Source organism: Salipiger sp. 1_MG-2023 (assembly GCF_030547555.1).
Classification (GTDB): Bacteria; Pseudomonadota; Alphaproteobacteria; order Rhodobacterales; family Rhodobacteraceae; genus Salipiger.
In genome coordinates, this window is record NZ_JAUOQN010000035.1 from 1 (window position 1) to 14,364 (window position 14,364).

Below are 14,364 nucleotides of genomic sequence, written 5' to 3' on the forward strand. Positions count from 1 at the left end.
TCAACGATCTGGAGGCCTTCAAGGCCGAATGCGACCTGATCGTCGCCAACCGCATCACCGACGATCTGCGCGACGTGACCGACAAGGTCTTCACCCGCGATCTGTTCGGCGCAGACTGAGGGGCGCGATGCAAACCGTTCTCGTCACCGGCTCGGCAGGGTTCATCGGCTTTCACCTCTGCCAGTGTTTGCTGGCAGAGGGCTTCCGGGTGATCGGGCTGGATGCCATGACCGATTACTACGACGTGGCGCTGAAACAGGCGCGGCTCGACCAGCTGCCGCAATCCAACGCCTTCGTGCAGGTCACCGGCCGGGTCGAAACGCCGGGTCTGGTGATGGGGCTGTTCGAAGAGCACCGGCCCGATTACGTCATCCATCTCGCGGCGCAGGCAGGGGTGCGCTATTCCATCGAAAACCCGCGCAGCTATCTGGAAAGCAATATCTGCGGCAGTTTCGAGATCCTCGAAGCCGCGCGGGCCTATCCGCCGCGCCACATGCTGCTGGCCTCGACCTCGTCGGCCTATGGCGCCAACACCGAGATGCCCTACCGCGAGACCGACAAGGCCGATCACCAGATGTCGTTCTATGCCGCCACCAAGAAGGCGGGCGAAAACATGGCGCATTCCTATGCCCACCTGTTCGGCCTGCCGGTGACGATGTTCCGCTTCTTCACCGTCTACGGGCCATGGGGGCGGCCCGACATGGCGCTGTTCAAATTCACCAAGGCGATCCTGAACGGCGATCCCATCGACGTCTACAACCACGGCGACATGAAGCGCGACTTCACCTATATCGACGATCTGGTGACCGGTATTCGCCGCCTGATGGATGCGGTCCCGCTGCGCCCCGAAGACGGCGTGGTGCCCGAGGGCGACAGCCTGTCGCCGGTGGCGCCGTTCCGGGTGGTGAACATCGGCAATTCCGATGCGGTGCAGCTCACCGATTTCATCGCCGCCATCGAAACCGCCCTGAACCGGACGGCGATCCGCAACCTGATGCCGATGCAGCCCGGCGATGTGCCGGCCACCTGGGCGGATGCCTCGTTGCTGCACCGGCTGACGGGCTATGTGCCTAGCACCGACGTTGCCACCGGTGTGGCGCAGTTCGTGCGCTGGTATCAGGATCATTACGACACCGGGAAACCGGCCTCGGACGCTTGAGGATAAGGCAGCCGGGGCAGATCGTCCCGGTGGGGGGCGCGCATTGCTGGATATGATGCGCGTGAGTGGGTAAGAGCGCGGTAAGATGCTCGACGGAAAACTGGCCACGAAATCCGGATCCGCAGGATGGCCCAGGCATGACGGGATACCATGAACACTTCTTCTTTTTCGAGTCGGCCCGGAACGGGGATGCGTGACAGGCTGCAGGCAAGCCCGGTATCGGGGGATGCCGGCGTGATCGACCTGCGGGCCATGTTGCAAACGCTTTGGCGTGGCCGGCTCATCATCTTTGCGATCACCACCGTGGCGGTGCTGCTAGGGGGCTATTACGCCTATGCGGTGGCAACGCCGCTGTACCGTTCCGAAGTGGTCGTGATGTTGAACAACCGCGATCAGCAGGTGGTCAACCTTGACAGCGTGGTGGGCGGGCTTGGCCGCGACAGTTCGGTCGTCAACACCGAGGTCGAGGTGCTGCGCAGCCGCGATCTTCTGGGCAAGCTCGTCGATAGCCAGGATCTGATTTCGGACCCGGAATTCAACGGCTCGCTCAATCCGCCCTCGGCGATGGCGCAGGCCAAGGCGAAGGTGAAATCCCTGCTGGGGATGGTCCCGCCCACCTCGGGTATTGTCTCGGACGACGCGGCCCGGCTTACGCGCCAGTCGGTGATCGACGCGCTGCGCAGGGCGGTCTCGGTGCGCAACGTGCCCGACAGCCTGGTGTTTCAGGTCACGGTCGAATCCGAAGACTCCCGCAAGGCCACCCGTCTCGCCGATGCGCTGGTTGCGATGTATATCGAAAACCAGCTCGAGGTGAAATTCGAGGCCACGGAACAGGCCGCAAGCTGGCTGTCCGAACGGGTCTCCGAGTTGCAGATCGAGCTTGAGGCCGCCGAAACCCGCGCTCAGGAATTCAGCACCAGCATCGATCTTGTCAGCCCCGAAGGGCTTGAGGCCGCCGAACGCCAGCTCAAGGATCTGCGCGACCGCACCGCCGACACGGAATTCCGCCTGCAGGCCGCGCAAGAGCGTCTGGCCGCGCTTGCGGGCGCGCAGACGCCGCAGGCACAGGTCGAGGCAAGCAACGACGCGCGGCTCAGGACGATGCTGCCCGATATCGGGCAGGCCGAAGTCGCCACCCGTTTCGGACTGCGCTTCGACGGGCTGGTGCAACAGGCTGAGCAGGAGGTTGCGCGGCTTGAAAATCAGGTACGGGTGCTGTCGACCTCGCTGGGCGAGTTCGAAGCCCGCGTACAAAAGCAGAACAGCGACCTGATCACCCTGCAGCAATTCACCCGGGAGGCCGAGGCCAGCCGTCTGCTCTATGAGCATTTTCTGGCGCGGCTCAAGGAAACCTCGGCGCAGCAGGGGGTCCAGCAAGCCGACAGCCGGGTGCTGTCGCATGCGGTCATTCCGGTCGTGCCCTCCGAGCCGCGCAAGTCGCGTATCCTGATGATGTACGGTGTTCTGGGCCTGATGGCCGGGGCGGCGCTGGTGCTGCTGCGCGAGGCGATGAGCGACAGTTTCCGCGATGCACAATCGCTGGAGGCCGCCACCGGATACGCCGTCATCGGCGAAATCCCCCGGCTTCCGCCCCGCAAGCGCAAGGGCTTGCTGAGCTATTTCGCCGAAAACCCGACCTCGGCCGGGGCCGAGGCGGTGCGCAACCTGCGCACCTCGGTGCTGCTGTCCAACATCGACACCCCGCCGCAGGTGATCATGGTGTCGTCGTCGATCCCGGGCGAGGGCAAGACCACCGTGTCGCTGAGCCTGGCGCAAAACCTGGCCGGCATGGGCCGCCGGGTGCTGCTGATCGAAGGCGACCTGCGCCGTCGCGTCATGTCGAGCTATTTCGACACCAAGGCGCAGGGGGGGATGATTTCGGTGCTGACCGGCAAGCAGGCCTTTTCAGAGATCGTCGTGCATGATCCGACGGTCGGACTCGACGTGCTGTTCGGCGAAGCGACCAAGGCCAATGCCGCCGATATCTTTGCCTCGGCGCGCTTTGCCGAGCTGCTCGCCGAGGTGCGCCAGCAGTATGACCATATCATCATCGACACGCCGCCGGTGATGGTGGTGCCCGATGCGCGCATCATCGCGCAGCATGTGGACGCGGGCATCTTCGTGGTGCGCTGGGACAGCACCCCGCGCAAGATGGTTTCCGAGGCGCTGGCAATGTTCGAAAGCGTCAATGTGCAGCTCAACGGCGTGCTGCTGAACAACATCGATCAGCGCGGCATGAAACGCTACGGCTACGGCTATGGCTACGGAGCCTACGGGCGCGGCTATTACACCAGCTAGGGGGTGCGGTCCGGCGCTTGGATCTGCGACAGAACGTCGGCCAGCGCCGCCCCCGCTCCTGCGACCGAGAACCGCGTCTCGTAGCAGCGCCGTGCGGAGATCCGCATTGCGCCCTGTTCCGCGGCGGGCAGCGCAAGGAAGCGTTCGAGCATGGCGGTGCTGTCCTCGACAGTGTCGTTGCAGGCAATGCCGGCCCCGTCGCGATCGATCTCGCGCCAGATATTGACCTGTTTCGAGATCAGCACCGGCACATCCACCGACAGGGCCTCAGCCACCACGATGCCGAAATTTTCCTGATGCGAGGGCAGGGTAAAGGCCAGCGCCCCGGCAAAGGCGGCGGATTTCTCGGCCCCCTCGATCATGCCGGGCCAATGCACCCGCGCTGCGATGCCCAGATCTTGCGCCAGCGCCTGCAGCTCGGCCTGCCAGCCGACCTGATCGGGGCCAGCGATCACCAGATCCAGCGCCGGCTGCGCCGGGGCGACCTTGGCAAAGGCGCGGATCAGATCGTCGCACGCCTTTTTGGGGTGAATGCGGCTGAGAAACAGGAAATAGTCGCGCGCCTTCAGCTGCGGCAGACGTGCTTGCCATGCGGCGCGGCCCTGCGCCATCTCGGCCTCGGGCAGGCGCAGATCGCCCGCGCAAAAGGCCACCGGCTGGCCATGATAGCCCTGATGCCCAACAAAAGCACGCTTTGCGAGGTTCATCTCTTCTTCGCAGGTGAACAGAACGCGCGCGGCGCCGGTCAGCATCCGCCCCTGCCATAGCCACCAGTAGCCCTGCTTGATCACATGTTTCACCGGCTTGATGCGCCGGAAATAGGGGTCGAGCATGCCGTGCGGGAACAGCACCCAAGGCAGGCCCGCTGCCTGCAATGCCCCATAGCCCCCGATCGCGGCGGGGTTCCACAAGCCATGCACCACCGCCGCATCGCAGCCCGGCGCAAGCTGCGCCACCGCCGCGCCGATGGCTGGGGCAAGGGGGGCGCGGCCCGCAGGCCCGCAGGCGTAGGTTTCAAAGGGAAACTCGGCCAGATGGGCGGCACCGGGCGTATCGAGCGTGACAAACACGCTGTCGATCCCCTGCTGGCGCAGTTCATGCGCGATGGTCTGGGCGTAGTTGGCAACCCCGCCCTCGCGACTGTCGATGGACTGGAGAAGGTGCAGAACTTTCAAAGTCGTACCTCTGGGTTTGGGGGCTTAATCGGGGCAGGCCAGCGTGGCCACGGCTTCGGCAAAGGCGGCGACATCGCCGCGCGGGGCACTGGCCCGCGCGCCTGTGGCCAGCCGCGCGCAGAGCGCTTCGTCTGCGTCCAGCAGCGTCATGTATCCTGCAAGGCTTTCGGCGCTGTCATGGGGAAAGCTGAAGCCGTTCACCCAATCCTGCACCAGCATCTCGCGCGCGCCGCAGCGATCCGACAGCAGCACCGGCAGATCCAGCGCCTGCGCCTCGATCACCACATTGCCGAACTGTTCCTCAAAGCTGGGCAGGATCAGCGCAAGACTGCCTGCGAGAATCCGGGAAATCTCGGCGGTCTGCACGAAGCCGTGAAAGATCACCGCATCGGCGATACCCAGATCATCGGCCTGTTTTTTCAATGCCTGCTCAAGCGGGCCATTGCCGCACAGGTTCAGCAGGCGCTGCCCACCGGCTGCGCGATAGAGCGCGAAGGCCTCAAGCGCCATGGCGAGGTTCTTCTTGTCGACCAGCCGGGCGACGATGGTCCACGGCCTGTCGGCAAAGGCAGGGCGGGGCACATTCGCCGCCTGCGCGCGCATCCGGTCGATGGACAGGGTGTTGTAGGGGCTGGCAACGCGGCGCAGGCCGAGAAAGCGGAAATAATCGGTCGATCTCTCCTGCGTGCCGATGGCCCCGTGATAGGGGCGCAGCGCAAGGCTCTTGAGCCATTCGCCGCGCGCGCGGCGCGGCTTGTCGTCGAATTTCGAACAGCCCATGGTAAACACCCGCGCCCCGCACAGCCGCAGAACCACCGCCGTGGCCAGAACCTCGGGGCGTTCGTAATGGCACAGGAACCATTGTGCCCGGCGCAACCCCCAGGCCGCGCGCAGCAAACGCAGGGTGCGGCGCGCAAGGCCGGGGGCCTCGTCCATCGCGAACAGGGTGATCTTGTCAAAGCCCGGCCTGTCATCCCCGACCCAGTCATAGGTGACGTCACGGTCGAACAACTCGATCCCGTGTACCTGCGCTGCGGGAAACCGCTGTGCCACGGCTTCCAGCCGGTCGGCGTGCATCGGGCCGAAATTGTTCCACACAAAGACCAGCCGCGTCGGGTCTGCCTGTGTGTCGGGGGCAAGAAAAGACCTGCTATCTGTCACGGGCGGTTCTCCTGCCGGGGGCGCATTGCGGCCTGTCTGTGGGGGCCGGTCATGCGCTCCGTTTACGCACAGTTTGCGCACCGGGGGCCAACGCGGCGGATCTTGGGCTATCGTTACGCTGATCGCGAGACCGGGTGCAACACGGGGTGCGGCTTGAGACGGCTGCAAAGCGGCGCAAATGTCGGGTCTGCCCGCAGGTGTTGCAGCAAGGCCAGAACCGCGCGCGGTGCCGAGCCGGTTTTTTAACGAAACAGAAGGATTCTTCAGCAACCGAACCGGGATGGCAGATGCGCCCGCCCGTGCCGGAGCAACGTTGTTCACTGCCGGAGAAACAAGAGATGTCAGACAAGTACAGCCAGTTCACGCATGGCCTCAACTCGCCGCCCTATGGTGGGTTCGATATCACGCCCAGCGACGCAACCGATCTGTCGACGGTCACCCGTGCCCTGAACGTCGGGGTGTCCGGCGACGTTCACGTGACGCTGCTCGACGATAGCGAAGCGACGCTGTTCCTTCAGGCCGGGGGGATCTTTCCGCTGCGCGTCAAGCGGGTGTGGGCGACGGGCACCAGCGCTGGCGCCCTTGTCGGGCTTTATTGATGCTCGGCCTCGGGCTTTTGTTCTCGGGGTCGCAGCCGATCGTCGTCTCTGCATCGGGGGGGACGACGATCTCGCTGCTGCATGCCGACGACCTCATCACGGCAGATACCATCTTTGTATAGGTCGAGCGGCCCCGCGTTGGGCCTCCCCCCGGAACCGGGTGACGAGCACGACCTGAGTCCATTCTACCGGAGACATGCTACATGGCACTCGTAATCCCTTCGCTTCCGATGACCGGAAGCCGGTTGAAAACCACCCTCGAGGAGATCCGGCAACGCATGCCGATCAAGCTGGCCTCGACCAGCGAGATGAGCGCATTGTCCGGCTTCGTCGATGGCGATCGATGCCTGACGCCCCAGGGCGTTTACGAGATCTTCTCGGGGGTGTCCGCCGCCCCCAGCGCGACGGTCGTGAGCATGACGCAAGACGGGATGCTGGCGATGCTCGCGGCGGATTGCCCGGTTCCGGATGTCGATACGCTGATGAGCGACACCCGCCCGCCAGAGTTTTTCACGGCGGGGATGCGCCTGATGACCCAGGCCGAAACCTATGTCTATCGCGTTGCCGCCAGCGATGCGAGCGATCACCACGTGACCACCGCCGGGGGGGCGAAACTGTACGTCGAACCGGGTCCGCGCGGCTTCGATGTGCGCGCCTTTGGCGCGCAGGGCGACAGCGTGACCGATGACAGCGCCGCGATCAGAACCGCCTTTCGCGCGGCCGTGTCCAGCAAACAGGCACCGACCATCGGCAGCAACGAGATCGTCCAGCACGCGGTGTTCTTACCCGGCGGGCAATATCTGGTGAACAGCCCGCGCAGCCTGATGGACACGCTGGGCGTGGGCCGCGCGATGGGGCTGACCTATGAAGGCGACGCCACCGGCACCACCATTCATTTCGGCCACGATGGCGAAGACTATCTTTGCTACAACCCCAATGAGTTCCTCTTTGTGCGGTTCCGAAACCTGCGGTTCACCGCCAGCAGCGACACTGCGCGGTTCATGTTCGTAAACGCCAGCGGCGGCGCTCAGGATGTTCTGTTCGAGAACTGTAACTGGAACGGCACCTGGCAGAAGTTGTACCGTCTGGAAGGTGGCAACAACAATTCCGAATGGCGCTGGTCGAATTGCGCGATCACCGCGACCATTCGCGACACCGTTCTGGACATTCCCAGCGAAGGGTCGGACCAGTTTCTCAACTACTGGGCCACCAACTGCAAATTCTGGCTGTACGACGGCCAGTTCCTGCGGGCCCGCAAGGGCGGACATTTCCATTTCGTCAATTGCGACTGGTCCGGGCTGGCCCCCGGCATGACGCAGAACCAGTCGACCAGAGGCGCGCCGCTGTTCGAGCTGCTGGGCGATGATCATGCGCGCGGCGTGTGTAGCTTTACCGTCACCGGCGGACGGGTGGAGCACAAGAATGCCGCCTCCAAGCTCATCTACTGCGAATGGAATTACGGCACCGTCGCGTTCCGTGACCTGGATTGCGGCGCGGTCACACCCAGCGGGTACGACACCGTCATCAATACCCATTTCAGTTGCGGCAATACCCAGGGGCCGACCGTTCTGTTCGAAGGGTGCGATCTGATCGGCACTCATGTCTATTCGAACGGCACCGGGGCGTATGTCTATGAACACAATGCCGCTTATCGGATGTGTACGATCCGGCAAAACAGCCCGGATGATTTCCTGACCTTCAACCGCACGACGAACGTTGGTGGCAGCTGGCTGGTCGAACTTGATCGCTGTCGGTCGGCCACCCCCAGCAGCTCCACGTCATTGGTGGTCTGGGATGTGGTGCTTGGCTCACGCCTTGCCAAGAACGGCCATTTCGGCAAACGGTCTTTCGTGTTCCGCGATGTGACCGGGCGCGGCACCCCGCTGACCACCGGAACCTTTACCGCGCAGCTTCCGGCGCGGGCGGTGATCACCCGTGTGGCCTTTCGCAACTCGGGCCTGCTGAGCAGCATCAATACCGTCAACTTCCGGCTCGAGGACGGCGCTGGCACGCTGATTGCGCAAAGTGGCGATCATTCGCTGAACTCTGAGCTGAACATCGATCTGCCGGTCAGCTTTCTCGTGCCCTTGGGAAATGAAACGCTGGTGCTGCGTGACGCCAACGGCGTTGCCAACCAACAGGGCACCTCGATCTTCGTAGAGGTGGAATTCATCGTCTGAGCCCGCTCCCGCTGGCGCGCGGGGGGGGATCTGCTAAGCTGGGTGTCGCGATGAATACGGGGATCAAAATGGCGACATATCAGGATCTTGGGCTGTTCCGGGTGCCGGCGGGATTCCGCGGGCGCTCGGGCCTTTACGTCCAACTGTGGTGGATTGCCCAAGCGGTGCTGATCGGGCTGTCGCCGCAGCCGTTGCATGGCTGGCGCGCCATGGTGCTGCGGGCGTTTGGCGCGCGCGTGGGGCAGGGGGTCAAGATCCGCCCGTCGGCGCGCATCACCTATCCCTGGCGGGTGACCATCGGAGACAATGTCTGGATTGGCGATCGGGCCGAGCTGTATTCTCTGGCCGAGATCGACATTGGCGACAACGCCTGCGTGTCGCAGGATTGCTATGTCTGCACCGGCTCGCACGATCATCGGCAGATCGATTTTCGCTATGATTGCCGCCCTGTCCGCATCGGGGCCGAAAGCTGGCTGGCCGCGGGCTGTTTCGTCGGGCCGGGGGTCAGTATCGGGGAGGGCGCGGTGATCGGTGCGCGCTCGTTGATCCTGCGCGACGTGCCGCCGGCACGGATCTGCGCCGGCAACCCGCTGCGGGATCTGGGGCCGCGCACCGCCGCTGTCAGCGACTGAGCAGCGCCCCAAGCCCATCCAGCATGGTGTTTTCGGAAAAATGTGCCTGGGCATGGGCGGTGGCCGCCGCGCCCATCTGTGCCCAGCGGGGCCGGTCGGCCAGCGCGCGTGCGATCCCCTCGGCATAGGCGGCGGCGGTCGGGGCGGACATCAGCCAGCCGGTTTCCCCGTCGATCACCGTTTCTGACGGCCCGCCCGCTCCGTGGGCCAGCACCGGCTTGCCCATGGCCATCGCCTCGATCACCGACAGGCCAAAGGGTTCGGGATCGGTGCGGGTGTTCAGCACCACGTCGCACAGGGCGTACCACGGGATCACATCCGCCTGCGGCCCGGCGAAATGCACCCGGTCCTGCAGCCCGGCGCTGGCCACCTGCTCGCGCAGCGCGCCGGCAAAGCGGCTTTCCAGCGGCCCGCCGCACAGCAGCAGATGGGCGTCTCCGCCAGCAAGGCTCATGGCTTCGATCAGCTCGGCCTGACCCTTTTCGGGGGTGATGCGTGCCATCAGCCCCAGCAGAGGCGCATCTTCGGGAATGCCAAGCGCGGCCCTTGATTGCAGGCCCGCCCCGGCGCCGGGGCAGAAGGTGTCGGTATCGATGCCCAGATGCAGCACGTGGCGGCGATAGTGCCCCGGCCCCAAAGTGCCATCGGTATGGTGCGAATTGGCCACCGGGATCAGCGGTCCGGCGCGGAACAGCGCCCGGTAAACCCGCCGGTTCAGATCCAGCGGATAGCCCGAGCTGACCGAATTGGGCATCATCCAAAAGGCGCGGGTGCCCGACCAGCGCGCGCTCAGCGCCGCCAGCATCGTGGCCAGCGGGCTTTGCAGCAGGATGGTATCGATGCCGCGGGCGCGGATTTCCCGCGCAAGGCGGCGGGCAAGACCCAGCTGCGCGACCCCTCGACGCCCCAATGCCCAAACCTTTTGCGCCCTCCCGCTGCCGCGCGGCGAGGGCGATGCGACCGGCAGGTGCAGCACGTCGATGCCCTGCGTTTCCAGCCGCGCGCGCAGCGCGGCATTGTCGCGCAGCAGCAGCACCGACACCCGGTGCCCCCGCGCCGGCAACCCGCGCAGCAGCGTGTCCCAGACCCGCATCACGCCGTAGCCCTCGCCGCCTTCCAGAATGAACAGCAGATGAGAAGCGACTGTTGTCATGGGGTTTTCTTTCGGCGCAGGATGCCCAGCATGGCCACCAACAGTTCACGGTTGAAGGCCAGATTATAGGCCAGAAATACCGCCAGCGCCGCCGCGGTTTCCAGCATTGGGCGCAGGATCAGCGTGCTGTCATGGACGCTGACACCGCGCCATGGGTCGGCAAGCAACATCGCCACCACCACGGCCCCGTAGACGGTAAAGCAGCGCGCGAAAAAGCCGGCGGTGCGGCGCGGCGCGATGCCGATCATGTTTGCGGCCAGCGGAAAGGTCAGCAAGCCGCTGACCAGCCGTTGCAGCGCCACCGCGATGGTTGCACCGTTGAACCCGTCCAGCGTTGCGCCGACAAAGGCACAGATCAGGATGAACCCGGCATCCCAGATCAGCGTCATCAGCCGCCAACCCCACGCGCCCTGGCTCTCGAACACCACCCCGGCAAGGTTCGCCGTCAGCCGCACCGGCAGGACCGCAGCGATGCTGACCACCACGACGATCGCCGGGTCCCATTTGCCGCCCCACACCAGATGCACCAGCATCGGGCCGATCCCGACCAGCCCGATGCACAGGATGCTGATCATCAGGGTGACCGCGCCGCTGATGCGCAGATATTGCCGCCGCAGCTGCGCCAGATCGTGCTTGAGCTTGGAAAACAGCGGCAGCAGCGCCTGATTGATCCCCATCGAGATCATCACCGTCAGGTTCGCCACCAGCGTGAAGCCGAAGAAATAATAGCCCAGCTCCTCGGCGCTGAGCATTTCGCCCAGCAGCAGGTAATCGCCGTTCATCCCAAGCGCGAACAGAAAGGACGACAGCAGCACCCAGCGCATTTCCACCGTCATCTGCCAGAACCGGCGCGGCGTCAGCTTCCACGACAGCCGCAGCCCCGGCGTCGCCCGTTTCAGCAAGGCCACATGAAACAGCGTCGCCGCCGCCAGCGCCAGCGCCATGGTATAGCCCGCCGCCCCAAGCGCCGCAGCCCCGACAAGCACCACGTAATAGAACAGCGAGCGTTTCATCTCGGCCATGCTGATGGCGCGGAAATCGTAGTTCACGCTCATCACCGCCATGTAGACCGTCGTCGCCGCCTTGAGCGGGATGCTCAGCCCGGCCAGCGCGATCACCCAGAACAGCGGGCGCACGTCGTAGGTCATTTCGAACCCGATGCCGACCACGAGAAACAGCACCAGCCCGATCGAGCCCAGCCATAGCGCAAAGGCGGAATAATCGGGCAGGATCTCGTCCAGCCGGTCATGCTGCTGGATCAGCATCTTCGACACGCCCGGGTTCTGGAAGCCGTTGACAAAGATCATCGCCGTGGTGAGCAGCGCGAAGATGGCATAGGTGTCCACCGCCAGCAGGTAGCCAAGCGCCACCTGACTGCCAAAGGACAGCAGCTTGGACACCACCAGCGACAGCGCCGTCCAGGCCATGCCGCGCGCGGCGGTGCGCCCCGACGATTGTACGCCCGCGGATGGGGCGCCGGTGGTTTTGCCTGCGACCGGGTCGGAAACGCCGGGTGTGTCGGTCATGATGTGGCTCAGGCCTTGCTCAGATCGGGCATCTTCTGCCACAGCGGCAGCCCGTCCAGCCAGCCGCGGGTATCGACCGTGACCGGGGTGTCACCGGCTGCGGACCAGGCATCGTGATCGGCGATCAGCGCCTCGATATCGCTCAGCTCGACCTTGTCGCCATCCTTGACGCAAAAGCTTTGCGCCATGTCGGCAAAGGGCGAGGCGGATTTGAGCCAATCCACCATGGTCTTGGCCTTGCGGCTGTAGCCCACGAAGAACACCGGCTTGCCCAGCGTCAGCGAGCTGAGGCAACCGTGCATCCGCGCGCCCACGAACATGTCCAGCTCAAACAGCATCTGCGAGATCGAGGCAAAGGACATCTCGCCGCGCCACACCTGCACCTTGGCGGCGATGTCGGGGGCCAGCGCCGCATGCAGCTGATCCAGCGTGCGCGGATCATGCTGGGTGCCGCGCCCGTCGGGCGAGGAAACATGCGGCACGAGGCTGACCTCGTAGCCCTGCCGCACCAGCCCTTCGGTGATGCGGGCGTAGCGCTCGACGATGCCATCGCCGAATTTCTCCAGCAGGAAGGGGGTGAAGTTGATGCCGATCCGATGCACCTTGCGGCGCTCGAACACGGTTTTCGGGCGCAGCGAAAAGATCGGGTCGGGGAAAATGGCAACATTGTCGGCGATGCCATGGCCGGCGAGGTAATCGGCGGTGCCCTTGTCGCGGGCCACCAGCAGGCGGAACCGCTTCAGGTGATCCAGCAGCTGGGCGCGGTGCGCCTCTGACAGCACCTCGAAGCGTTCCATGTTGGCGCCGAACATGATGGCGGGAATGCCGTGGCGGGTGGCATAGGATTCATAGCCCAGCCAATCCTCGGGCAGGGCATCGCCGAACATGGTGTAGATGTCGCCGCCCACCGAACAGAACAGATCCGCCGACTTGAATTCGCTGCTGGCAAAGCGCGGGGTCCAGTGCGAGATGAACAGCCCGGTCTTGCGCAGCACGCCGCGCACGTAGCGCTTGCGTTCCAGCATCGGCACCACGCGCACGCCGGACACATCCGCCAGCAACGCCCGGTCGCGCTCGGGGTGGTAGCTTGACACCACGAAGGTCAGATCGTGATCGGGATAGGCCCGTTTCAAAAAGGCGATGGACCCGCGGATGATGATCTCGCAGCCGATATTGGTCAGCAGTTGAAAGGAAAAAACGATCCGTTTGGACGGCCCTGCCGGGGCGGTTGCTGCGGGATCTGGCGCGGTCATCTGGTCAGTGCTGGACATGGGCTCGTCTGTTTTCGGGGCCGGTCTGCGACGCAATGCGCAGACCGGCCGGGGTCAGAAATGAAAGGTCTGCGCCTGAAGCCGGGCCGAAATCGGCACCGTGCAATCTTCGGCGGCGGGTCCGCAGGAAATCATCATGACAGGGTAAAAGCGCGGGTCTATTCCCAGCGCCCCGATCACCTTGCGCGCCATCTTGTGCGATACGCACAGGTTCAGGCAGCACGAGCCGATGTTGCGCGCGTTGAGCGCATTCACCAGCGCGCCGGAAAAGATGCCCGCATCCACGAAGGGTTCGAACAGCTCGTATTCCTCGACAAAGGCGGTTGTGTCGGCCAGCACCACCAGAAGATTGTGGATGGTATGATCGAACCCCTTGTTGCCCGCCTGCAGCGACAGCATCCGGCGCAGCATGTCCGGATCCTGTACCACCGCCACGGCCCAGGGCTGCCGGTTGCAGACCGAGGGGCTGAGGTTGGCAAGCTCGATCGCCTCTTGCAAAAGCGCCGGGTCGACGGGGCCGGGGGCGTAGTTGCGCACCGACCGGCGGGTGCTGACCAGCCGGTCATACAGCGCGCGTTCGTCATCGCTCACATCGGGGCGGTTGGGGATGGTGCCGCCCAGATCCGGGCGGCTCGCCTCATAGCCCGCAACCTCGGCAGCGATATTGTCGACCACCGGGTCGGTGGCCCCCTGATCGCGGTGCCAGTCCACGTAGCTGGCCAGAACGCTTTGCCCGACGGCGATCGCCGGAGCGTTGCCGGGAATGGCCAGGCTGGCGGTCATTTCGCGGCGCAGATGATCGGTCTTGGCCTTGCCAAAGAACCGGCGGACCTGCGGCAGCGACAAGCCCTTTTCGACGGTATGGGCTTCGCGCATGATCCAGGCGCGGGACGCGGTGGCGTTATAGCTGCGCGGGAAAGCCCCGGAATGCTGCACATAATAGCGGCACCAGCGGATCGCCTTGACCCAGCACAGCGCGATGCGGACGGGTCGTGTCCGCCGCAAACGGTTCAGCGTGGATTTCAGGCTCATGCCCAGACCCTTCCGGATTGGTTGCGGTAACGGCGGGCGTGCGGGGCGGACGTATTGATAGGCAGTAAGGTCATGGCATCCGTGACTGGAAATCCTGATCAGGCGGGCTCCCTGCGGTCGCCCTGCCTTACCCGCCTAGTGCCAACACCCAAGGCTGCGCAAGGAAAAAGCTGCCGCA

11 protein-coding genes are annotated in these 14,364 nt (G+C 64.6%); 5 read left to right on the forward strand and 6 right to left on the reverse strand.

Annotation, left to right across the window (positions count from 1 at the left end):
• Positions 1-127: 127 nt before the first annotated feature.
• On the forward strand, positions 128-1,159 hold the full coding sequence (locus tag Q4543_RS15780) for an NAD-dependent epimerase/dehydratase family protein (protein ID WP_303439672.1): 1,032 nt from the start codon (positions 128-130) through the stop codon (positions 1,157-1,159).
• 189 nt (positions 1,160-1,348) lie between these two features.
• Positions 1,349-3,457 (forward strand): polysaccharide biosynthesis tyrosine autokinase, encoded by a 2,109-nt coding sequence (locus tag Q4543_RS15785; protein WP_303439674.1) that lies wholly within the window; start codon positions 1,349-1,351, stop codon positions 3,455-3,457.
• Here Q4543_RS15785 and Q4543_RS15790 read toward each other — a convergent pair.
• Both Q4543_RS15790 and Q4543_RS15795 read right to left on the reverse strand, forming a co-directional pair.
• Entirely contained in the window at positions 3,454-4,632 is a 1,179-nt protein-coding gene (locus tag Q4543_RS15790) for a glycosyltransferase (RefSeq protein ID WP_303439676.1), read from the reverse strand. The two genes, Q4543_RS15785 and Q4543_RS15790, sit on opposite strands and share 4 nt — an antisense overlap.
• A 24-nt stretch (positions 4,633-4,656) precedes the next feature.
• Complete coding sequence (locus tag Q4543_RS15795) at positions 4,657-5,793, reverse strand: glycosyltransferase (protein WP_303439679.1); 1,137 nt, start codon at positions 5,791-5,793, stop codon at positions 4,657-4,659.
• Between the two features lie 338 nt (positions 5,794-6,131).
• Between Q4543_RS15795 and Q4543_RS15800 the strand changes: the two genes are divergently transcribed.
• From Q4543_RS15800 to Q4543_RS15810, 3 genes are all read left to right on the forward strand, one after another.
• On the forward strand, positions 6,132-6,392 hold the full coding sequence (locus tag Q4543_RS15800) for a hypothetical protein (RefSeq protein WP_216002544.1): 261 nt from the start codon (positions 6,132-6,134) through the stop codon (positions 6,390-6,392).
• Positions 6,393-6,595: 203 nt separating this feature from the next.
• Positions 6,596-8,572: a glycosyl hydrolase family 28-related protein gene (locus Q4543_RS15805; RefSeq protein WP_303439681.1), complete on the forward strand. Its 1,977-nt coding sequence runs from the start codon at positions 6,596-6,598 to the stop codon at positions 8,570-8,572.
• A 68-nt stretch (positions 8,573-8,640) separates the two neighbouring features.
• The gene (locus Q4543_RS15810) at positions 8,641-9,204 is read left to right on the forward strand and encodes a WcaF family extracellular polysaccharide biosynthesis acetyltransferase (protein WP_303439683.1); all 564 of its coding nucleotides are present in this window, start codon (positions 8,641-8,643) and stop codon (positions 9,202-9,204) included.
• Here Q4543_RS15810 and Q4543_RS15815 read toward each other — a convergent pair.
• Genes Q4543_RS15815 through Q4543_RS15830 form a run of 4 tightly spaced genes read right to left on the reverse strand, consistent with a single transcriptional unit; the run spans position 9,194 to position 14,186 of the window.
• Complete coding sequence (locus Q4543_RS15815) at positions 9,194-10,357, reverse strand: glycosyltransferase family 4 protein (protein ID WP_303439684.1); 1,164 nt, start codon at positions 10,355-10,357, stop codon at positions 9,194-9,196. The two genes, Q4543_RS15810 and Q4543_RS15815, sit on opposite strands and share 11 nt — an antisense overlap.
• The gene (locus Q4543_RS15820; protein WP_303439686.1) at positions 10,354-11,883 is read right to left on the reverse strand and encodes an oligosaccharide flippase family protein; all 1,530 of its coding nucleotides are present in this window, start codon (positions 11,881-11,883) and stop codon (positions 10,354-10,356) included. The genes Q4543_RS15815 and Q4543_RS15820 overlap by 4 nt, the downstream gene beginning before the upstream one ends.
• Before the next feature lie 8 nt (positions 11,884-11,891).
• On the reverse strand, positions 11,892-13,154 hold the full coding sequence (locus Q4543_RS15825) for a polysaccharide pyruvyl transferase family protein (RefSeq protein ID WP_303439687.1): 1,263 nt from the start codon (positions 13,152-13,154) through the stop codon (positions 11,892-11,894).
• A gap of 54 nt (positions 13,155-13,208) precedes the next feature.
• Positions 13,209-14,186 carry a nitroreductase family protein gene (locus tag Q4543_RS15830; protein WP_303439690.1) on the reverse strand — a complete coding sequence of 326 codons (978 nt, stop codon included), beginning with the start codon at positions 14,184-14,186 and terminating at the stop codon, positions 13,209-13,211.
• Between the last annotated feature and the right edge of the window lie 178 nt (positions 14,187-14,364).

Excerpts from the sequence above, each read along its gene's own strand:
- Q4543_RS15830 (WP_303439690.1), bottom strand. The coding sequence starts at position 14,186 with ATGAGCCTGAAATCCACGCTGAACCGTTTGCGGCGGACACGACCCGTC.
- Q4543_RS15810 (WP_303439683.1), top strand. The coding sequence starts at position 8,641 with ATGGCGACATATCAGGATCTTGGGCTGTTCCGGGTGCCGGCGGGATTC.
- Q4543_RS15805 (WP_303439681.1), top strand. The coding sequence starts at position 6,596 with ATGGCACTCGTAATCCCTTCGCTTCCGATGACCGGAAGCCGGTTGAAA.
- Q4543_RS15825 (WP_303439687.1), bottom strand. The coding sequence starts at position 13,154 with ATGTCCAGCACTGACCAGATGACCGCGCCAGATCCCGCAGCAACCGCC.
- Q4543_RS15800 (WP_216002544.1), top strand. The coding sequence starts at position 6,132 with ATGTCAGACAAGTACAGCCAGTTCACGCATGGCCTCAACTCGCCGCCC.
- Q4543_RS15780 (WP_303439672.1), top strand. The coding sequence starts at position 128 with ATGCAAACCGTTCTCGTCACCGGCTCGGCAGGGTTCATCGGCTTTCAC.
- Q4543_RS15820 (WP_303439686.1), bottom strand. The coding sequence starts at position 11,883 with ATGACCGACACACCCGGCGTTTCCGACCCGGTCGCAGGCAAAACCACC.
- Q4543_RS15815 (WP_303439684.1), bottom strand. The coding sequence starts at position 10,357 with ATGACAACAGTCGCTTCTCATCTGCTGTTCATTCTGGAAGGCGGCGAG.
- Q4543_RS15785 (WP_303439674.1), top strand. The coding sequence starts at position 1,349 with ATGCGTGACAGGCTGCAGGCAAGCCCGGTATCGGGGGATGCCGGCGTG.